Annotated in this window: 17 protein-coding genes; 11 read left to right on the top strand and 6 right to left on the bottom strand. The window is 62.2% G+C overall.

Annotated features, from left to right (window positions below):
- The first annotated feature begins 26 nt into the window (after positions 1 to 26).
- The 5 genes from parE (at position 27) to C6Y56_RS02500 (ending at position 6,658) form a co-directional block, all read left to right on the top strand.
- Positions 27 to 1,934 carry a DNA topoisomerase IV subunit B gene (parE, locus tag C6Y56_RS02480; RefSeq protein ID WP_169428584.1) on the top strand — a complete coding sequence of 636 codons (1,908 nt, stop codon included), beginning with the start codon at positions 27 to 29 and terminating at the stop codon, positions 1,932 to 1,934.
- Entirely contained in the window at positions 1,934 to 2,923 is a 990-nt protein-coding gene (locus C6Y56_RS02485) for an esterase-like activity of phytase family protein (protein ID WP_169428585.1), read from the top strand. Before parE ends, C6Y56_RS02485 begins: the two co-directional genes overlap by 1 nt.
- On the top strand, positions 2,920 to 3,444 hold the full coding sequence (locus C6Y56_RS02490; RefSeq protein ID WP_169428586.1) for a retropepsin-like aspartic protease family protein: 525 nt from the start codon (positions 2,920 to 2,922) through the stop codon (positions 3,442 to 3,444). Before C6Y56_RS02485 ends, C6Y56_RS02490 begins: the two co-directional genes overlap by 4 nt.
- Before the next feature lie 7 nt (positions 3,445 to 3,451).
- Positions 3,452 to 5,716 carry a DNA topoisomerase IV subunit A gene (parC, locus tag C6Y56_RS02495; RefSeq protein ID WP_169428587.1) on the top strand — a complete coding sequence of 755 codons (2,265 nt, stop codon included), beginning with the start codon at positions 3,452 to 3,454 and terminating at the stop codon, positions 5,714 to 5,716.
- 231 nt (positions 5,717 to 5,947) lie between these two features.
- A complete protein-coding gene (locus C6Y56_RS02500; protein WP_169428588.1) occupies positions 5,948 to 6,658 on the top strand; it encodes a PqiC family protein in 711 nt (236 codons plus the stop codon).
- A 372-nt stretch (positions 6,659 to 7,030) separates the two neighbouring features.
- Here the strand turns inward: C6Y56_RS02500 and C6Y56_RS02505 are convergent, their stop codons facing one another.
- Positions 7,031 to 8,545: an AhpA/YtjB family protein gene (locus tag C6Y56_RS02505; protein ID WP_169428589.1), complete on the bottom strand. Its 1,515-nt coding sequence runs from the start codon at positions 8,543 to 8,545 to the stop codon at positions 7,031 to 7,033.
- A gap of 134 nt (positions 8,546 to 8,679) precedes the next feature.
- On the opposite strand from C6Y56_RS02505, the gene serB reads away from it, so the two are divergent.
- Positions 8,680 to 9,894 carry a phosphoserine phosphatase SerB gene (gene serB / locus C6Y56_RS02510; protein ID WP_169428590.1) on the top strand — a complete coding sequence of 405 codons (1,215 nt, stop codon included), beginning with the start codon at positions 8,680 to 8,682 and terminating at the stop codon, positions 9,892 to 9,894.
- 117 nt (positions 9,895 to 10,011) lie between these two features.
- Here the strand turns inward: serB and C6Y56_RS02515 are convergent, their stop codons facing one another.
- Entirely contained in the window at positions 10,012 to 11,766 is a 1,755-nt protein-coding gene (locus tag C6Y56_RS02515) for a molecular chaperone (protein ID WP_169428591.1), read from the bottom strand.
- 222 nt (positions 11,767 to 11,988) lie between these two features.
- Between C6Y56_RS02515 and C6Y56_RS02520 the strand changes: the two genes are divergently transcribed.
- On the top strand, positions 11,989 to 12,390 hold the full coding sequence (locus C6Y56_RS02520; RefSeq protein ID WP_169428592.1) for a lectin OAA family protein: 402 nt from the start codon (positions 11,989 to 11,991) through the stop codon (positions 12,388 to 12,390).
- Positions 12,391 to 12,450: 60 nt separating this feature from the next.
- On the opposite strand, the gene asd is transcribed toward C6Y56_RS02520, so the two are convergent.
- Genes asd through C6Y56_RS02535 form a run of 3 tightly spaced genes read right to left on the bottom strand, consistent with a single transcriptional unit; the run spans position 12,451 to position 15,723 of the window.
- A complete protein-coding gene (gene asd, locus C6Y56_RS02525; protein ID WP_169428593.1) occupies positions 12,451 to 13,311 on the bottom strand; it encodes an archaetidylserine decarboxylase in 861 nt (286 codons plus the stop codon).
- An 18-nt stretch (positions 13,312 to 13,329) separates the two neighbouring features.
- Positions 13,330 to 14,145, bottom strand: coding sequence for a rhodanese-like domain-containing protein (locus tag C6Y56_RS02530; RefSeq protein ID WP_169428594.1), 816 nt, complete (start codon positions 14,143 to 14,145; stop codon positions 13,330 to 13,332).
- 39 nt (positions 14,146 to 14,184) lie between these two features.
- Positions 14,185 to 15,723 (bottom strand): HDOD domain-containing protein, encoded by a 1,539-nt coding sequence (locus C6Y56_RS02535; protein ID WP_169428595.1) that lies wholly within the window; start codon positions 15,721 to 15,723, stop codon positions 14,185 to 14,187.
- 167 nt (positions 15,724 to 15,890) lie between these two features.
- On the opposite strand from C6Y56_RS02535, the gene motA reads away from it, so the two are divergent.
- Both motA and motB read left to right on the top strand, forming a co-directional pair.
- Positions 15,891 to 16,742, top strand: a complete 852-nt coding sequence (motA, locus tag C6Y56_RS02540) for a flagellar motor stator protein MotA (RefSeq protein WP_169428596.1) — start codon at positions 15,891 to 15,893, stop codon at positions 16,740 to 16,742.
- Positions 16,743 to 16,745: 3 nt separating this feature from the next.
- A complete protein-coding gene (gene motB / locus C6Y56_RS02545; protein WP_169428597.1) occupies positions 16,746 to 17,822 on the top strand; it encodes a flagellar motor protein MotB in 1,077 nt (358 codons plus the stop codon).
- A gap of 56 nt (positions 17,823 to 17,878) precedes the next feature.
- Here motB and rsgA read toward each other — a convergent pair whose 3' ends face one another.
- Positions 17,879 to 18,910 (bottom strand): small ribosomal subunit biogenesis GTPase RsgA, encoded by a 1,032-nt coding sequence (gene rsgA, locus C6Y56_RS02550; protein WP_169428598.1) that lies wholly within the window; start codon positions 18,908 to 18,910, stop codon positions 17,879 to 17,881.
- A gap of 107 nt (positions 18,911 to 19,017) precedes the next feature.
- On the opposite strand from rsgA, the gene orn reads away from it, so the two are divergent.
- A complete protein-coding gene (gene orn, locus C6Y56_RS02555; RefSeq protein WP_064593092.1) occupies positions 19,018 to 19,560 on the top strand; it encodes an oligoribonuclease in 543 nt (180 codons plus the stop codon).
- An 83-nt stretch (positions 19,561 to 19,643) separates the two neighbouring features.
- On the top strand, positions 19,644 to 20,255 hold the full coding sequence (locus tag C6Y56_RS02560) for a trimeric intracellular cation channel family protein (RefSeq protein ID WP_064379088.1): 612 nt from the start codon (positions 19,644 to 19,646) through the stop codon (positions 20,253 to 20,255).
- The last annotated feature ends 34 nt before the right edge of the window (positions 20,256 to 20,289 follow it).

The following is a 20,289-nucleotide window of genomic DNA, read 5'->3' on the forward strand; positions in this document are numbered from 1 at the left end:
TCACCGAACACTGACGACGAGAACTTATGGCCACTCCCAGCGCTAGCTCCTATAACGCCGACGCCATCGAAGTCCTCTCGGGCCTCGACCCGGTGCGCAAACGCCCCGGCATGTATACCGACACCAGTCGGCCGAACCACCTCGCCCAGGAAGTCATCGACAACAGCGTCGACGAAGCCCTGGCCGGCCATGCCAAATCGATCCAGGTCATCCTCCACGCCGACCACTCGCTGGAAGTCTGCGACGACGGTCGTGGCATGCCGGTCGACATCCACCCGGAAGAGGGTGTGTCGGGCGTTGAACTGATCCTGACCAAGCTCCATGCGGGCGGCAAGTTTTCCAACAAGAACTACCAGTTCTCCGGCGGTCTGCACGGGGTGGGTATTTCCGTGGTCAACGCCTTGTCGACCCAGGTACGGGTGCGGGTCAAGCGTGACGGCAACGAATATGAAATGACCTTCGCCGACGGCTTCAAGGCCACCGATCTGCAAGTGATTGGCACCGTCGGCAAGCGCAATACCGGGACCAGTGTGTACTTCGCGCCGGACCCGAAATACTTCGATTCGCCGAAATTCTCCATCAGCCGCCTCAAGCACGTGCTCAAGGCCAAGGCCGTTCTGTGCCCGGGGCTGCTGATCAGCTTCGAAGACAAAGGCACCGGCGAAAAGGTCGAGTGGCACTACGAAGATGGCTTGCGCTCCTACCTGGTAGACGCGGTCAGCGAATTCGAGCGTCTGCCGGACGCGCCGTTCTGCGGCAATCTGGCCGGCACCAAGGAAGCGGTCGAGTGGGCGCTGCTGTGGCTGCCGGAAGGCGGCACCTCGGTCACTGAGAGCTACGTCAACCTGATCCCGACGGAGCAGGGCGGCACCCACGTCAACGGTCTGCGTCAGGGCCTGCTCGATGCGATGCGCGAGTTCTGCGAATTCCGCAGCCTGCTGCCGCGTGGCGTGAAGCTGGCGCCGGAAGACGTCTGGGAGCGCATCGCTTTCGTCCTGTCGATGAAAATGCAGGAGCCGCAATTCTCCGGCCAGACCAAGGAACGTCTGTCGTCCCGTGAGGCGGCGGCGTTTGTTTCCGGTGTGGTCAAGGACGCGTTCAGCCTGTGGCTCAACGCCAACCCGGAAACCGGTCTGGCCCTGGCAGAACTGGCGATCAGCAACGCTGGCCGGCGTCTGAAAGCGAGCAAGAAAGTCGAGCGCAAGCGCATCACCCAGGGGCCGGCGCTGCCGGGCAAACTGGCGGACTGCGCCGGGCAGGACCCGATGCGTTCCGAACTGTTCCTGGTGGAAGGTGATTCCGCCGGCGGTTCGGCCAAGCAGGCGCGGGACAAGGAGTTCCAGGCGATCCTGCCGTTGCGCGGCAAGATCCTCAACACCTGGGAAGTCGACGGCAGCGAAGTGCTGGCCAGCCAGGAAGTGCACAACATTGCCGTGGCCATCGGTGTCGATCCGGGTGCCGAAGACATGAGCCAGCTGCGCTACGGCAAGATCTGCATCCTCGCCGACGCCGACTCCGACGGCCTGCACATCGCAACGTTGCTCTGCGCCCTGTTCGTCCAGCATTTCCGTCCGCTGGTGGACGCCGGTCACGTCTACGTGGCGATGCCACCGCTGTACCGCATCGACCTGGGCAAAGAGATCTACTACGCCCTCGACGAAGCCGAGCGCGACGGGATCCTCGATCGTCTGGTGGCCGAGAAGAAACGCGGCAAGCCGCAGGTCACCCGATTCAAGGGCCTGGGTGAAATGAACCCGCCGCAACTGCGTGAAACCACCATGGACCCGAACACCCGGCGCCTGGTGCAACTGACCCTCGGCGAAGACTTCGCCCAGACCTCGGAAATGATGGACATGCTGCTGGCGAAGAAACGCGCCGGCGACCGCAAGACCTGGCTTGAATCCAAGGGCAACCTCGCCGAGGTTCTGGCCTGATGCGGTTTGGCTGGGCCTTGGCGGGTGCCTTGCTGCTGGGTTCGATGACGGTGTCGGCAGAGCCTGCGCAAGAACTGCGCGTGCTCGCCGAACACCCGGTCGAAGGCATGCGTGGCGGCAACCTCTCGGGGCTGGCCTTGTGCGGCAACGCGCTGTGGACGGTTTCGGATCGGGACGATGACCAAATCTATCGACTCGATACCCGCGATCCGGTCTGGCAGGCCACGGCCGTGCGCATCGATCCGCCGCCGGTGCCCGACAGCGGCTTGCCGTGGGGCATCAAATCGCGGACCTGGGCGGCCTCGTTCGTCCGTGGTGGCGATCTGGATTTCGAAGGGATCACCTGCGACAGCGCCGGCAATCGCTACATTGTCAGCGAAGGTCATGCAGCGGTGCTCCAAGTGCCTGCGCAGGGGCCGTCGGCGTGGCTGAAAATCTCGCCGATGATGGTTCGCGAAGCTCGGGCCAGCGGGATGTTGCTGCAGTTCAATGCGATCTTCGAAGGTCTGGCGATCAACCCGGCGGGCGATCAGATGTGGCTCGCCGCCGAACGGCAAAACCGTGGCCTGTTGATGATCAAGCGTCAGCAAACGGTATGGGACTGTGACGGCCGCTGCGTGCTGCTCAGTGAAGGCGGGATGGAAATGCAACCGCCGCAGTTTCCCAAGGCCCGACCGGTCAATCGGGATTTTTCCGACGTGTCCCTGTTCGACGGCAAACTGTTTACCCTTGAACGCAACGCCTACCAGATCTGTCGTCGTGATGCGCAGACGGCCAAGGTCGAGCTCTGCTGGTCGTATGCGGACGAGCTGTTGCAGGCCAATCGGCGTTATTCGCAGAACTTCGGGCTGGAAGAGGCGCTGGTGGTCGATGCTCAAGGCGCCTGGATCGGTGTCGACAACAATTTCGGCCCCCGCGCCGATGGCGAAGTCCGCCCGATCGTCTGGCGTTTCGCCGCACCCGAGGGTGGATGGAGTGCCAAGCCTTGAGCCAGCAACCGCCAGGCAAGCGCGCCGGTCGGGTGTTGATGATTCTGGCCTGGTGCGCGGCGCTGTTTCTGGCCACGCGGTTTTTCGGCCAGTGGGAAGAGCGTCAACGCAATCCCAATGTGGTGGTCAGCTCGGAGCAGGTGGGCGGCGTGATCGAAGTGAAACTGATCGGCAACACCCAGGGACATTTTGTCGCCAGCGGCCTGATCAACGGTCGGCCGGTGGAGTTCATGCTCGACACCGGCGCGACCGACGTGGCAATCCCGGCGCAGGTCGCTAAAGACCTCCGGCTGGAAGAAGGTTTCGGTGTGACCCTGAGCACGGCCAATGGCCTGAGCCAGGGCTATCGCACCCGTATCGACCGCCTGCAACTGGGCGACATCGTGCTGCGGGACGTCCGCGCACTGGTGGCGCCGGGGCTGCATGGCGATCAGGTGCTGCTCGGCATGAGCGCCCTGAACAAACTTGAATTTACCCAGCGCGGTGGCACCATGCTGCTGCGCCAGACAACGAACCGATGAGGCCCGCATGAGCGACTCCCTTGATCTCAGCCTGGACGGTGTAGAACGCCGGTCGCTGGCTGACTTCACCGAAAATGCCTACCTCAACTACTCCATGTACGTGATCATGGACCGTGCCCTGCCGCATATCGGCGACGGTCTGAAACCGGTACAGCGGCGTATCGTCTACGCCATGAGCGAGCTGGGGCTGGATGCCGATTCCAAGCACAAGAAGTCGGCGCGTACCGTCGGCGACGTGCTCGGCAAGTTCCACCCGCACGGCGACTCGGCGTGCTACGAAGCGATGGTGTTGATGGCCCAGCCGTTCAGCTACCGCTACACGCTGGTGGACGGCCAGGGTAACTGGGGTGCGCCGGACGATCCGAAGTCCTTCGCCGCCATGCGATACACCGAAGCGCGGCTGTCACGTTATTCCGAAGTGTTGCTCAGCGAGCTGGGCCAAGGCACCGCAGACTGGGGCCCGAACTTCGACGGCACCCTGCAGGAACCGCTGGTTCTCCCTGCGCGCCTTCCGAACATCCTGCTCAACGGCACCACCGGTATCGCCGTGGGCATGGCCACTGACGTGCCGCCACACAACCTGCGCGAAGTCGCCACCGCTTGCGTGCGTCTGCTCGACGAGCCGAAAGCCACGGTCGAGCAGCTCTGCGAACACATTCAGGGCCCGGACTATCCGACCGAAGCGGAAATCATCACCCCGCGCGCTGACCTGCTGAAAATGTACGAAACCGGCAAGGGCTCGGTGCGCATGCGCGCCGTGTACCACGTCGAGGACGGCGACATCATCGTCACCGCGCTGCCGCACCAGGTCTCCGGGGCCAAGGTGCTGGAGCAGATCGCCGCGCTGATGCAGGCCAAGCCGTCGAAAGCGCCGCAGATCGCTGACCTGCGTGACGAATCCGACCACGAGAACCCGTGCCGCATCGTAATCATCCCGGTCAACAGCCGCGTCGATCACGAAGCGCTGATGCAACACCTTTTTGCCAGCACCGAGCTGGAGTCGACCTACCGGGTCAACGTCAACATCATCGGTCTGGATGGCAAGCCGCAGCTGAAAAACCTTCGTACGTTGCTGGTGGAGTGGCTGGAATTCCGCGTGCTGACCGTGCGTCGCCGCCTGCAATTCCGCCTCGACAAGGTCGAGCGTCGCCTGCACCTGTTGGACGGTTTGCTGATTGCCTACCTCAACCTGGATGAAGTGATCCACATCATCCGCACCGAGGAGCACCCGAAAGCCAAGCTGATCGAACGCTTCGCCCTGAGCGAAATCCAGGCCGACTACATCCTCGACACCCGTCTGCGTCAGTTGGCGCGTCTGGAAGAGATGAAACTGCGCGACGAGCAGGACGAATTGCTCAAGGAGCAGGCCAAGCTGCAAGCCCTGCTGAGCAGTGAAGCCAAGCTGAAAAAACTGGTTCGCAGCGAACTGCTGAAAGATGCCGAAACCTACGGCGACGACCGTCGGTCGCCAATCGTCGAGCGCGCCGAAGCCAAGGCGCTGACTGAACACGATCTGCTGCCGAACGAGAAAGTGACTGTAGTGCTGTCGGAAAAAGGCTGGATCCGTTCGGCCAAGGGCCACGAGATCGACGCCACCGGCCTGTCGTACAAGGCCGGCGACGGCTTCAAGACCTCGGCGGCGGGGCGTTCCAACCAGTCAGCCGTGGTCATCGACTCCACGGGCCGCAGTTACTCGGTGGCCGCGCACACCTTGCCTTCTGCACGGGGCCAGGGCGAGCCGTTGACCGGTCGTCTGACGCCACCGCCTGGCGCTACGTTCGAATGCGTACTGATGCCGGAAGACGACGCGCTGTACGTGATCGCCTCCGACGCCGGCTACGGTTTCGTGGTGAAAGGCGAAGACCTGCAAGCCAAGAACAAGGCCGGCAAGGCCCTGTTGAGCCTGCCGAACAACGCCAAGGTGATCACGCCGCGCCCTGTGGCCGACCGCGAACAGAACTGGCTGGCCTCGGTGACGACCGAGGGTCGCCTGCTGATCTTCAAAATCAGCGATCTGCCACAATTAGGGAAGGGCAAAGGCAACAAGATCATCGGTATCTCCGGTGAACGTGTGGCCAGTCGCGAAGAATATGTCACGGACATCGCCGTTCTTCCGGAAGGCGCCACGCTGGTGCTGCAGGCCGGAAAACGTACCTTGTCGCTGAAAGCCGACGACCTCGAACACTACAAGGGTGAGCGTGGTCGTCGTGGCAATAAACTGCCACGGGGCTTCCAGCGGGTGGACGCGCTGCTCGTCGAAAACCTCAATTAAGCGGCCAGGGGGCATTCGCTCTGTCTTCTCCGGCGGAGAAAACAAGTGATAACGCCTCTCTAGAGCGCCCGATCTACGATTTAACCCGTAGATCGGCGCTTTGGCGCTGGAGTCGGAACGCATATTCACGGATGATATGGCCTTTCCAAGCGCCGGCGTGGCCGAGCGTTCTTCACAAATGTTGAGTATTTTCACTGTGGTCAGCCTTGTGGCGGCCACCTGGACGGGATGATGACTTCTCTGCGCCCCCTTATTTTCCTGCTCGCCGGCGTTCTTGGCCTGGCGGGTTGCAGCGTTCACCAGCCGGTGTCGCTGTATCAGCTGGACAGCGGAAGTCCGGCTCAGCCTGCGCAAAGCGCGGGCATGGCGGTTTTGCTGGGCCCTGTGGTCGTTGCCGACTACCTGCAACGTGAAACCCTGCTGCAGCGTCAACCGGACGGCAGCCTGCAGGCAGCGGTCGATGGTCGTTGGGCTGGCAGCCTTTCGTCGGATATCGATCAATTGCTGCTGCGTCAGGTCGCCGGTCGTCTGGACAGTCAGCGCGTGGTGCTGGCACCGGCCACCTCAGGCTTCACCCCGGATGTACAGGTGCTGTTGACCATCACTCGCCTGGACTCCGGTGCCAAGCAGCCGGCGATTCTCGACGCACAGTGGCGCCTGATCGACCGTCGTGGTCAGGTTCGGGACAACCGCATCGTTCATCTGCAAGAGCTGCACAGTGGTGGCACGGCTTCGCAGGTTCAGGCACAAGGTATCCTGCTGCAGCGCCTGGCCGAGCAACTATCGGTCGCGCTCAAACCGCTGGCCAACCAGCCACCGGTTGCCGAAGCACCGCGCAAACCGGCACCGAAACCGGCCGCGCCGGCGGCGGAAGCCGAGAAACAGCCGAAGATTCCGATGGCTTCGCCGATTCGCACCGATATGGAAGTGTTTCGCTTCTGAGGCTGGAACGAGTCAAGACAGAGCCCGCCTTGTGCGGGCTCTGTTGTGTCTGGGGTTCTGAGTAGACGATCAAAAGCCCCTCACCCTAACCCTCCCGAAACGTCGGACCGCCCAAAGGGAGAGGGGACTGACCGAGGCGTCTGCCGCTATCCATCGACCTGAAAGCTCGAGTCGATTATGGATTTGTGAAATCGTGTTCGGTTGCTTGTCTGGATTATGGATTCGGTCTTGTTCTTTCAGGTCGGTGTAGATCCCGAACATCCCCCAATCGTAGGGTGAGGGGGCTCCAAAGTCTGGCGCAATCACGAAACCACCGCGCACAAAAAAGCCCGCAGACAATCACTCGTCTGCGGGCTTCTTTACATCAAGGCCTCAGGCCCGACGCTCATGCATCCGCGCCAGTTGCCGCTCGAGCATCGACGGGTAAGGCTCCATCAAGCGCTCAACACAGCAGGCACCCTCAGGGCTGGCAATCGGCCGGATCCGTGCACGTTGGCGTATCAGCGCGTCATCACCGATCTTGCGCTCCACCAGCAGCAGGTTGCGGCTGTGTTGCGACAGCGCCAGGGCGTCCTGGGCTGAGTCGGTCAGCAGCAAGTCGATCTGGCTCAGTCCGAACAGTTCGTCGCCCAGGGTCAGGCCCAACTGCAATTGCAGGGTGATGCCGCTGTCGGCGACTTCGATCTGCAGTTGATGGCCCAGTGCCCGCAGCAGCTCGCCGCAGCAGATGGCGTTGGTCAGGTAATCGTCGCCGCTGTCTTCGGTGTGGAACAGCATCAGCGTGCTGCCGTCATTCAGGGTTTCGATTTCACCCTGGTACAGCGAAGCCGCCTGCTCCAGACAGTCGCGATAGCGCTCCTGCAGCTCTTCCAGACGTGCCCGTGGCAAGCGGCGCAATTGTTCTTGCGAGCCAAGTTGCACGGCCAGCACCGCGGTGTGTTGCGGAACGCTCGGCGTCGGGCGGCGCACCGCCGGTTGCGCGACGTCGTTCAGGGATTCGTCACGCAGGTCAGCAAACGGGTCTTCGTCATCGTCGTCTTCAACGGTGCTGACCACATGGCGTGGCGCAGGTTTCTGCGCGGCCATCGGGCGGCTCTCGTCAAAACTCGGATCGCGCAGGTTGCGCACCTCGAATTCCGGCCCGACGTCATCGTCCTCGAACTCGGGTTCCGGCTCAGGCTCGGGAATGCTTGGCTCCGGAGCGTAACTGGCGTGCAGTTGACGGGCCAGATCGCCGATCTCGTCCTGACGGTCAATCCCCGGCGTGTATTCGTCGATCCGGCGCAGCCACACACGCAATTGCAGCAACGGCGTGGAGATGTGCCGGCCAAGACGCAGGCTCAGGGCCAGGGACAGTGCCAGCAGGATCGCACTCAAAATGCCCATGCTCTGCAGACTGATGGTCATCGGCTGCTGGAACTGGTCCATGTCCAGGCTGATGCGCAATTGCCCGGCGGTCACGTCCTGGAAGGTGATCTTGCTCTCGTACATGCCCTCGGCTTCGCCCAGCAGGCTGTGCTTGGGCCGCTGACCGGACTCGGCGAGGATGCGGTTGTCCACGCTGTAGATGGCGGCGTGGGCCACCAGCTTGTTCTTGGTCAGGTTGTTGAGCAGCACGTTGAGGCTGAGGATGTCGTTGGACACCAGCAGCTCGGTCGCGGAGGTGGCGGTCTGCGTGGTCAGGCTTTCGCCCAGGGCATCGGCCTGCTCGTGCATGGCCTGCTTGAACTGCAAGCCCATCACGCAGGCATAGATCACCAGGGCCAGGGCGACCAGGATCACGTTATGGCTGGCAATGCGCAATGCAATCGGTACACGGCGGTGGCGCAGTGCACGGAAGATCAGCAGGAAGAAGTTATCGGTTTTAACTGGCGTGGGCCGGTTCACTGAGCTCGGCTCTTTTGTCCGTGAAGTTGACGCGCAGTATAGCGACAGGCCCTAGACCGGCAAAGCGCTGGCGGTGCCCGATGGTCACTGAAAGTGGGTAGAATGCGGTTTTTTTCCAGTTGCGGGGGTGCGCGTTGCGCGAAATCGTCCTGATTAACATCACGGGAGTCGACCGTCCCGGTCTGACTGCGGCCATTACCGGCGTTCTGGCCCAGGGTGGTGTGAATATCCTCGACATCGGTCAGGCGGTGATCCATGACATGCTGTCGTTCGGCATCCTCGTGGAAATCCCCGACTCCGAGCCAGGCAATTCTGTGCTCAAGGACATCCTGTTCAAGGGCTACGAGCTCGACCAGCAGGTGCGCTTCACCCCGGTATCCGAAGAGGATTACCAGCAATGGGTGGGCAATCAGGGCAAGAAACGCCACATCGTCACACTGCTGACCCGCAAGGTCACCGCCGGCCAGTTGCAGGCCGTGAGTTCGATCACCGCCAAATATGGCCTGAACATCGACCACATCGACCGTCTGTCGGGGCGCATGCCGCTGGACACTCCCGCCGACAAGGGCAAGGGTTGCATCGAGTTCTCCGTGCGTGGCGAAGCCGCCGATCCGCAGGCCCTGCGCGCCGAGTTCCTCAGCGTGGCCCAGGAACTGAACGTCGATATCGCCTTCCAGGAAGATTCGCTGTTCCGTCGCAATCGTCGCCTGGCGGTGTTCGACATGGACTCGACCCTGATCGAAGCCGAAGTCATCGACGAGCTGGCCAAGGCCGCCGGTGTCGGCGACCAGGTTTCGCAAATCACCGAGCGGGCGATGGCCGGCGAGCTGGACTTCCGCGCCAGCTTCAAGGAGCGCCTGGCACTGCTCAAGGGGCTGGATGTCAGCGTGCTCGATTCGATCGGTGCCTCGCTGCGCCTGACCGAAGGCGCTGAAACCCTGTTCGCCGAACTCAAGCGCCTGGGCTACAAGACCGCGATCCTGTCGGGCGGCTTCACTTACTTCGCCAAGCAATTGCAGGCCAGACTCGGCATCGACTACGTGTTCGCCAACGAGCTGGAAGTGGTCGACGGCAAGTGCACCGGCGTGGCTATCGAGCCGATCGTCGATGCCCAGCGCAAGGCCGATCTGCTGAAACAGCTGGCTGAAAAAGAAGGTTTGCGTCTGGAGCAGACCATTGCCGTGGGCGACGGCGCCAACGACCTGCCAATGCTGGCGATTGCCGGCCTGGGTGTGGCGTTCCGCGCCAAGCCGCTGGTCAAGCAATCGGCGAAGCAGGCGATCTCGACGCTCGGTCTGGATGGCGTGCTGTACCTGTTGGGCTTCCGGGATCGCGACGGGCAGCTCTGAAAGCTCTGCCGCCTGAGCTGCCCCTTCGCGAGCAAGCCCGCTCCCACATTTGAAATGCATTCCAATGTGGGAGCGGGCTTGCTCGCGAATGGAGCGCCCTGGATTACCTGGTTGTACTCAAAGGGATTTCCACAACGAGTCGAAATCCTCCTCGCTCCCGCCATTCTGCGCGGTCTCCAATGAGCGATAAGCGAACTGATTGAAACTGTGTGTGCTCGCTACTCGCCGATCCAGCCCGGCGCGGTGCTCTTCGCCCTGGGTGTTGATCAGCACTTTGTTGCCTTCCTGAAACGGCAGTCGCGGCGCCAATAGCGTTGCGGGCAAGTCGATGGCGCTGATTTCCGGCAACAGCAAACCTCGCAGGTAATGGCTGTGATCGTCCCGGGTGCGCACCAGTTGCAGGCCGCAGGGCTGGGCGTATGGGGCCACCAGCTCGATACCCATTTGTGTCCCGGCACCACGCACCTGACGGATCCAGCGCACCACGGCAATGCTCCAGCCCTGATTCGTGGTGTCCTGGATGCCGACCATTTCCCCGGTCTGCAATTCGGCGGGCACTTCTTTTGGCCACGCCAGGCAGTAACCGCCCGGACTGTGGTTGATGACCGGCAACGCATAGGTCGGGTAATGCGGCGGGCTGTCAGCGTCGCCTTCGTCGTCGGCCAGCGGTTCGTAGCGGATTTCCTCGTAGGGCAGGAATTCGTCGGCCTTGCTCTGCGGAGCGGCGTCGAAGGCCTGGCTCCAGCTGTCCTTTTCACCTTGAGCCACCGCCTGGCTGAAATTGGCGGCGCGTGAGCCCGGGTGTTTGAGCAATTCGCTGAATGTGCGTTCGCCCCCAAGATAGAAGTGCAGGGCGCTCATGCCGACGCACACAGTCAGGTTGCCCTGGCCGACGGTGCGCTGAAAACTGCGCTCGGCGGCCTCGCCCCAAGTGGCGAGCAGATGTTGCAGGGTGTCGAGGGTCAGGCCGGATGGGACGGGCAGCGGCGTCGAAGTCTCCTGATGCAGCAGGTGAGCCTCGATGGCCTTCACCAGCGGTTGCGGATCGAAGCCGAGCAGGTCGGGCTGTTGTTCGCCGCGAAACTTGCTGCGATAACGCGGGCCGGCGTCGATCTCTGCAGAAATGGCGAACAATCCCTCGCCCGGGGCACCGGGATGCAGTTTCAGCCAGGCGCTCCAGGGCTCGAGCACCTGCGCGAGTTGGGCGATCGGATTCTGCCGCAACTGATTGCAGCGAGCGCTGCCCAGCAGCAGGGCGGCGATATAAGTCTGTTCGACGCTCAGTTCGCCGGCCAGGCTGGCCAGGTCATCGCGGACCCGGCGATGCTGCAGCTGCAAGTCGCAGGCGCAGCGAAACAATTGGTGCAGTTCAAACCACAGCTGTTCCGGCGCCGGGCTGTACAGCTGCGTGGCGCGCAGCAGTTGTCCTTTCAGCGCGTGGGTTGCACGTTGCAGCGCTACGCTCAACAAGGCTGCCCGATCCCTTGTGTATTTGGGGGCGATGCGCAGAACGATCTGTTTGTAGCCGATGGCCAGATGGCTTTGCAGGGCCTGGCACAGGTTGCTGATCTTGCGCGAGCGCTCATCGAGCATGATCGCCTGATGCAGAAAATGTCGCTCAAGGTGCTGGCAGACGAAATACACCTCGGGCCGCAACAGCTCCAGCAGGTGCAGGCGGTTGTCGCTGGGTGTCAGCAATTGATTGAGTTCACCAAGCCCCTGATAGAGCTGGCGCGCGGTTTCGCCGATGTTGGCCTTGGGCAGACCGGCGATCCAGCGCTTGAGGTCGCGCGGGGTGGCTTCACAGAATGACAGGCGCAACAGCGCCGGGATCGGGGCGCTCAGTTGTGGTTGGGATCGAGGCTCACTCATGCCGTGACCAGCTCCGGCGGCGAATAGGGCAATGCCAAAAACTTTAGCAGTTGTGGTCTGTTTCGCAGGCGTTTATCCGGCTTTTTTACCATTGGTCTGCTGGCCTGGTGCCATTTCGGCTGGCGCTACTAGGCTCTCTGGCGTGCGATCGGAAACGCACGGTTGCACGGCTTGCCGCCAACGTCGGGCAGGTCTCTGAAAAACTTCAAGGAGATGAGGTTCATGTCTAAATACGCAGTGGCAAACCAATGGGGCGGTAGTTCGGCACCTTGGCATCCGGGTGGAACCTGGGTCCTGGGCGCGCGGGACAACCAGAACGTCGTCGCCATCGACATCAAGTCTGGCGATGGCGGCAAAAGCTTCACCGGCACCATGACTTACGCCGGCGAAGGCCCTATTGGCTTCAAGGCTCAGCGCACTGGCCAGAACCAGTACAACGTCGAGAACCAGTGGGGTGGCAACGATGCCCCTTGGCATCCGGGTGGCAAATGGGTGATCGGCGGTCGGGATAACCAGAACGTTATCGCGTTGAGTGTCACGTCGAGTGACGGCGGGAAAAACCTCAGCGGCACCAATACCTACGCCAACGAAGGGCCGATCGGCTTCCGTGGGCAGATAGAGTAACGGCGCTACTCAGGTCGTGTCCGCCCCTTCGCAGACGTGCGCAGGGGCGGATCAGCAGGTTCAGGCGTTCGACAGTGCCAGGGCCTGACCCATCTGTACCGGCGAGCCGGCTTTCAGTTCTTCAACCCACTTCACCTGATCCGGCCCGAACAGCACGATCGCGGTCGAACCCAGCTTGAAGCGCCCCAATTCCGCACCTTTTTCCAGATGAATCGGCGCACGGGCGGCTTCGTCGTAACGGAAGGTTTTCAGCTCACGCTTCGGCGGCGTCACCAGCCCGGCCCAGACGGTTTCGATCGAGGCCACGATCATCGCGCCCACCAGCACCACGGCCATCGGTCCGCGCTCGGTGTCGAAGATGCACGCTACGCGCTCGTTGCGGGCAAACAGTTCCGGAACGTTTTCCGCGGTGGTCTGGTTGACCGAGAAGATCCGCCCCGGGATGTAGACCATTTCGCGCAGGGTGCCGGCCAGCGGCATGTGCACGCGGTGGTAGTCCTTGGGCGACAGGTAAACGGTGGCGAATTCACCGCCCATGAACGGCGCCGCATTGGCCGCGTCGCCACCCAGCAGTTCCAGCACGCTGAAGCTGTGGCCCTTGGCCTGGAAGATGCGACCGTGCTCGATCGGGCCGAGCTGACTGATCGCACCGTCGGCCGGGCTGAGGATCGCGCCCGGGGTCGGGTCCAGTGGACGTGCGCCGTCTTTCAGGGCACGGGTGAAGAAGGCATTGAAGTGCTCGTAAGCGGTGACGTCTTCAACCAGTGCCTGCGACATGTCCACCTGATAACGCTTGGCGAACCAGGTGGTGAAGGCATTCTTGAACCAGCGCACGCGGCACTCGGCAATGCAGCCGGCCAGGCGCGACAGCAAGTGATGCGGCAGCAGGTACTGGCTGATGATAAACAAACGCTCTTTCATGACTGTCCTTAAAAATCCTTAAAGCTCGACGGGGGTGTCGGGGTGGTTGCCCCATTCGCCCCAGGAACCGGCGTAGCCCTTGACCCGCGGATAACCGAGGGCCTTGGCCACCAGATAAGTGAAACCGGACCGGTGATGGGTCTGGCAGTGGGTAATGACTTCTTTGTCCTTGGTGATCCCGAGGTTTTCCAGGATCTGCGGCATGTCGGTACGGATGCGCAGTTGACGCGCCTGGTCCATGCCCGCCGTCCATTCGAAATTGACCGCGCCGGGGATGTGTCCACCTTTGGCTGCGAGGACTTTCTCGCCGGAATACTCCAGCGGCCCGCGAGCGTCCCAGATTGCCAGGTCAGCGGCGCCGAGACGGCTTTGCAAGTATTCACGGGTGGCGGTCGGCTCGTCGTGCAGGGTCAGGGCTACCGGGCCGCCCACCGCTGGAGGAACCTGGATCGACATTGGCGAACCTTCCGCCAGCCACGCCGTCAGACCGCCGTCGAGGTAGTGATATTTGTCGTGACCGATCACGTCGAGCAGCCAGATGAAGCGTCCGGCCCAACCGCCGCCTTCGTCGTCATAGACCACGTAGACCGCGTCCTTGTTGTGGCCCAGTTCGCCGAACAGCTCTTCGAGTTTTTCCTTTGTCGGCAGCAAGCCCGGAGCCGGTGCCAGGCCCAGCTGGGTGCGCTTCGGATCGACGAAGCGTGCGCCGGGAAGGTGACCCTCGGCATAGCGGGCGGCACTGGTCAGATCCACCAGAATCAGATTGCGGTCGTCGAGGCGCGGGAGCAGGTCGCTCGGCTCGATCACCAGCGCCAGGCCAGAGAAGTCAGGCATGTGAGGTCTCCAGAGCACAAAGGGGAAGGATTGTAGCTGTCATTGGCCGCGCTGGCTAAAGCTGTGCAGTGCTTTCTCGATGCACTGCGCGGTTTTGCCGAAGGCTTGTACGGTGATGTCGGCGAACGGCCCGCCGCCCTGGTCGGCGACCACGATCATGATCACCCGGCCGTTGTTCACCAGCGAGCGCAGGAACAGGTGTTCGCCACGAAACAGGGCGCGTAGCGAGGGCGGCAGCAGGGCGGAAAACTGGGCGTTGTTGTCCGGGGTGATCCGCACCTGCGCCTGCTGCGCGAGCAATCGTTGCAGCACGGTGCTCTGGCTGACGACAAAATTGAGCGCAGCAGCTTCCTTCGGCAACCCCGAGGTTTGATGGACGCGCAGATTGGCGTGGCTGCGGTCGGCCATCAGGATCATCACCCGACGCATGCCGCTGGCGACCAGCGCATCGCGGGCGGCGACGGTCAGGCTCATGGCGTTGGTGAAGCGGCTTGGCACGGCCAGCAGCTCGGCGCATTGCCGGCGCCACCGGGTCAGATCTTCAGCGGACGGCGCCGCAGCCGGCAGCATTCCGGCGGGCAGACGACGGGTGCCCCACGGCCACAGCAGCGAGACCGCCGGGTGCCAGAGGTCGGGCATGAAGTGATGGCGAGCGCTGACAGCGGCCTGTTGGTGCAACTGCTGTTGCACCTCGTCCATCGAGATTTGCAGGTAAAGGCTGGTCAGGTATTGCCAGCGCTCGCTGTGCGGACTGTCCCAGGCCTGTTGCGCCGAGAGTGCCAGACCGTTGGCCAGCAGCACGGTGTTGGCTGGCTGGTTGAGCCAGCGGCGCAAGGTCGGGTCGTCATCGAGGCGATTCTGTTGGCGCAGCGGATGATCGACGTCGCGGGCAATGCGCAGGACCTTGACCAGTTCGCGCTGCTCGGTCAGCAGCAGTCGGTAACCTTGCTGCACCCAGATCGGCAGACGCCAGGCTTGCACAAGCGCTTCGCCGATTTTCAGCAGGCGCACGCCGAACAGCTGCTTTTCAACGACTCGCGCTGATTCGCCCTTGTGGATAACCCGCACTTCCCACTCTTCAAGCAATTTGGGAAAGGTCAGTGCCAACGGCCACAGCGGCGACAGAAACAGCAGGCTGCCCCAATGAATGTCCTGCCACAGTCGCGCCAGGCGACTGGCAAAAAAGCCGTTGGCCTGTTGGGTCGCGTGCTGGCTGATCATCTGTATCTGGCGCAAGGCCTGGGGGATTTGTGCCTGGGGTTCGGCGGGCAGGCGTGCCAGCAGTTCTTCGGTGCGGGCCAGACCAAGACGATTGATCGCCACTTCAAGGTTTTCCGCCGGCGCAGTCATGCTGCCCAGGGTGTGACGGTTGGCTTCGCGGATGATGCTCAGGGCCAGTGCCGGGCTGTCCTGCATCAGCTCGGCAATGTCGCGCAACGAGCTGCGATTGTCGCGGATGGCACGGCAAACGCGGTCGTGTGCTTCTTGCGGTACCGGCAGGCGCACGCCGTCGAGCAGCTTCACCCAGCCATCGAGTGTGGTCGGTCTTGCGTGTGGGACGTTCGTTTCATTAGCCATGTCTGGACGAGATCTTCACTGACTGTAGACGCGCCCGGCATGGGCTAAATTGGCTTTTCGCCTGAACTGGCTATAGTCTGGCGCAGTTTTGCCGATAAGTAGAAGAAGAGATTTTTTAACTTCCGAATATGACCTTGAACCCGACTTAAACAAGTACCTTTCTACCTATGGCTAAAATTATCGGCATCATCGTCGTATTCGCGAGCGTGCTCGGCGGATACGTGCTCTCCCACGGCAAGATTGCCGCCCTGATCCAGCCCTTCGAGGTGATGATCATCGGCGGTGCGGCACTCGGAGCCTTCCTCCAGGCCAACCCCGGTTACATGACGATGCATGTGCTCAAGAAATCCCTGGGCATGTTCAGTTCGCGTTTCAGCCACACGTTCTATCTGGAAGTGCTGGGCCTGATCTACGAGATCCTCAACAAGAGCCGCCGCGAAGGCATGATGGCCATTGAAGGCGACATCGAAGATGCCGCCGCGAGCCCGATCTTCGCCAAGTACCCGGCGGTGCTGAAGGACGAACGCATGACCGCGTTCATCTGCGATTACCTGCGCATCATGTCGTCCGGCAACATGGCTCCCCACGAGCTGGAAGGCCTGTTCGACATGGAACTGTACAGCCTCAAGGAAGACCTCGAGCATCCGTCCCACGCGGTGAACGGCATCGCCGACGCCATGCCGGGTTTCGGTATCGTCGCGGCGGTACTGGGTATCGTGGTGACCATGGCCTCCCTGGGTGAAGGCGATCAGAAGTCCATCGGTCTGCACGTCGGTGCGGCACTGGTAGGTACCTTCTTCGGTATTCTCGCGGCGTACGGTTTCTTCGGTCCGTTGGCGCACTCCCTGGCCCACGATGCCAAGGAAGAGCTGAACGTCTACGAAGCCATCAAGGCCTCGCTGGTGGCTTCGGCTTCCGGCATGCCGCCGTCGCTGGCTGTCGAGTTCGGTCGCAAGGTTCTGTACCCGGCTCACCGTCCAAGCTTTGCCGAGCTGGAACAAGCCGTTCGCGGTCGCTAAGTCATGGAAAATAACCAGCCGATAATCATCAAGCGCGTCAAGCGCATCGCCGGCGGGCATCACGGCGGGGCGTGGAAGATCGCCTTCGCCGACTTCGCGACGGCGATGATGGCGTTCTTCCTGGTGTTGTGGCTGCTGTCCACCGCGACCCCGGAGCAGAAGATCGCCATCGCCGGTTACTTCAAGGACCCGGTCGGTTTCTCCGAGAGCGGCACGCCGTACATCATCGATCTGGGCGGCACGCCGACCCTGGCGCCGGAAAACACCCTCAACCCTGAAGTGAAGTCTCAGCCGCAACCGGACAAGGTCACAGTCGATACTGAACAGGTTGAAGGCATGGCCGAGCAGGTCGAGAAGGAACGCCTGGAACTGTTGCTGCAAGAACTGCAGAACAAGGTCGACGAGAACCCGCAACTGCAGAAGTTCAAGGACCAGATCCTGTTCGAAATCACGCCGAACGGCTTGCGCATCCAGATCATGGACGCCGAGAACCGGCCAATGTTCGACTCCGGTTCTGCGCGCCTGAAGCCGTACTTCGAAGACATCCTGCTGGCCATGGCCGACACCATCAAAGCGGTGCCGAACAAGATCAGCATCAGCGGCCACACCGACGCCAAGCCGTACACCGGCACTGGCGACTTCGGCAACTGGGAACTCTCGGCCAACCGTGCCAACGCCGCCCGGCGTGCGCTGGTGGCGGGCAGTTATCCGGACTCGCAAGTGGCGCGTGTGGTGGGTTACGCCTCGTCGGCGCTGTTCGACAAGGAGAACCCGTTCAACCCGGTCAACCGCCGCATCGACATCGTGGTCCTGACCAAGAAGGCCCAGGCCGCCATCGAAGGTTCGCAAGGTGCCGAGCCGGCGAAACCGGCTGAAGGGCAGAACGGTGCCGATCCAGCCAAACCGGTCGACCCGAATGCCTTGCCGGCGGATCAGCAGCCAGTGCCGGCCCACGAGTTGCGCGAACGGTTGAATCTGTTTGACGACCCGCTGCCGAAACCGGTCGAGCCGGGCAGCGCGGCGCCTGCCCCGGCGCCTGCTGCACCGGCCACTGCTCCGGCGCCCGCGCCGAAACAGTGATCCACAAAAAAGCCGCGAGATGATCGCGGCTTTTTTGTGTCTGGCTACTTGAACGCTCAGTAACCGTTTTCCGGCAGGCTGGCGATGATCGAGCGGTAGCTGTTCATCCGCTGCTGCTGGATGCGTCCGTCCTCAAGTGCCTTGAGCAAGGCACAGCCCGGTTCGCGGTCGTGCTTGCAGTCGCGGAAGCGGCAGGTGCCGAGCAGGTCGTCGAACTCGATGAAACCGGCTTCGACATCGGCACGGCTGACATGGCCGAGGCCGAATTCGCGGATGCCCGGGGAGTCGATCAGTTCACCGCCGCCGGGGAAGTGGAACAGCCGTGCGGTGGTCGTGGTGTGGGTGCCCTGGCCGGACAGTTCGGACAGCGGGCCGACACGGGTTTCCACGTCGGGCAGCAGGCTGTTGACAAGGGACGACTTGCCGACACCGGACTGACCGACGAACACGCTGATGCGCCCGTCGAGCTGTTTCTGCAACTGCTCCATGCCGTTGCCATGGTGCGCCGAGACTTCCAGCACCGGATAACCCAGGGTCCGGTACACCGCCAGCAGCGCGTTCAGGGCCGGGGCGTTCTGCTCGTCGATCAGGTCGAACTTGTTCAGCAGCAACAGCGGGCGGATGCCGGCGTGTTCGGCGGCGACCAGATAACGGTCGATCAGGTTGGCATGGGGCTCGGGCAGCGGGGCGAAGACGATGACGATCATGTCGACGTTGGCGGCCACCGGTTTGAGCTGACCACGGCTGTCCGGACGGCACAGCTCGGTGGTGCGCGGCAGTTGCGCGACGATCACGCCGATGCCCTGGTTGCCGGCGCGCCAGACGACGCGGTCGCCGGTTACCAGCGCTGGCAGGTTGGCCCGCAAGTGGCAGCGGAAGACCTGGCCGGCCAGTTCGCCGTCAACGGCCTCGACCTCGACCTGCACACCGAAGTGGGCGATCACCAGGCCATGCTGTTCCGGGCCCAGGTCGCCGCCTTCGAGCGCCTCGACAGCCGAGGACTCGCGTTTGGCGGCGCGGGCGGCGCGCTCGCCCTGAATCTTTTCGATGCGCCAGTTTTGACGACGATTGAGTTGGCGTTTGGCCATGGGTGTTCCGTCTGAAGAATGCAGCGATTAGGTAAAACGGCCGCGAGTTTAGCACGCCCGGGCATCGCCCTAGGCTAAACTGCGCAGCATTGCTCAGGAGCCGAAATATGCAAAACCCGCAGAATCTGATCTGGATCGACCTGGAAATGACCGGTCTGGATCCGGAAAACGACGTGATCATCGAAATGGCCACCATCGTCACCGACAGCGATCTCAACACCTTGGCCGAAGGCCCGGTGATCGCCATCCACCACAGCGACGAAGTCCTCGCCCGGATGGACGAGTGGAACACTCGCACCCACGGCAACTCCGGCCTGACCCAGCGCGTGCGCGATAGCCGCATCAGCATGGCCGAAGCGGAAGCCGAAACCATCGCCTTCCTCGAAAAGTGGGTGCCGAAGGGCAAGTCGCCGATCTGCGGCAACAGCATCTGTCAGGATCGCCGCTTCCTTTATACCCACATGAAGTCGCTGGAAAGCTACTTCCACTACCGCAACCTCGACGTCTCCACGCTCAAGGAACTGGCCGCGCGCTGGGCGCCGGACGTGCGTGACAGCTTCAAGAAAGGCAGCACTCACCTGGCGCTGGACGACATCCGCGAATCCATCGCCGAGCTGCAGCACTACCGCAAGCATTTCATCAAGTTCTGAGATCGGCACCCACGCCGGGGCGCCCTCTTTTGGTGCCTCGGCGAAGTGAGTAGACTGCGCGCCTTCCTGCCAGGATCGCCACCATGTTGCTGATGCTCTACCTCGTTGCCATTACTGCCGAAGCCATGACCGGCGCCCTGTCTGCGGGCCGTCGCGGCATGGACTGGTTTGGCGTGGTGCTGATTGCCTGCGTCACGGCATTGGGCGGCGGTTCGGTGCGCGACGTGTTGCTCGGGCACTACCCACTGACCTGGGTCAAACACCCGGAATACCTGGTGCTGACCACGGTCGCGGCGATGATCACCGTGTTCACGGCGCGCTGGATGCGTCACCTGCGTTCGCTGTTTCTGGTGCTCGATGCGGTCGGCCTGGTGGCGTTTACGCTGATCGGCTGCATGACCGCCCTGGAAATGGGCCACGGCATGCTGGTGGCTTCGGTCAGCGGCGTGATCACCGGGGTATTCGGCGGCATCCTGCGCGACATCTTCTGCAACGACATTCCGCTGATCTTTCGCCGTGAGTTGTATGCCAGCGTCTCTTTTGCAGCGGCCTGGTGTTACATGTTGTGCCTGTATCTCAATGTGCCGAGTGAGCAGGCAATCCTGATTACCTTGTTTGGCGGTTTTCTGTTGCGATTGCTGGCGATTCGTTTTCATTGGGAAATGCCAAAGTTTGTCTATAACGACGAGCATTGATAGTTGTTGCAGTCACGGTTTAATAAACGACCAT

This window comes from Pseudomonas fluorescens, assembly GCF_012974785.1.
Lineage (GTDB): Bacteria > Pseudomonadota > Gammaproteobacteria > Pseudomonadales > Pseudomonadaceae > Aquipseudomonas > Aquipseudomonas fluorescens_BT.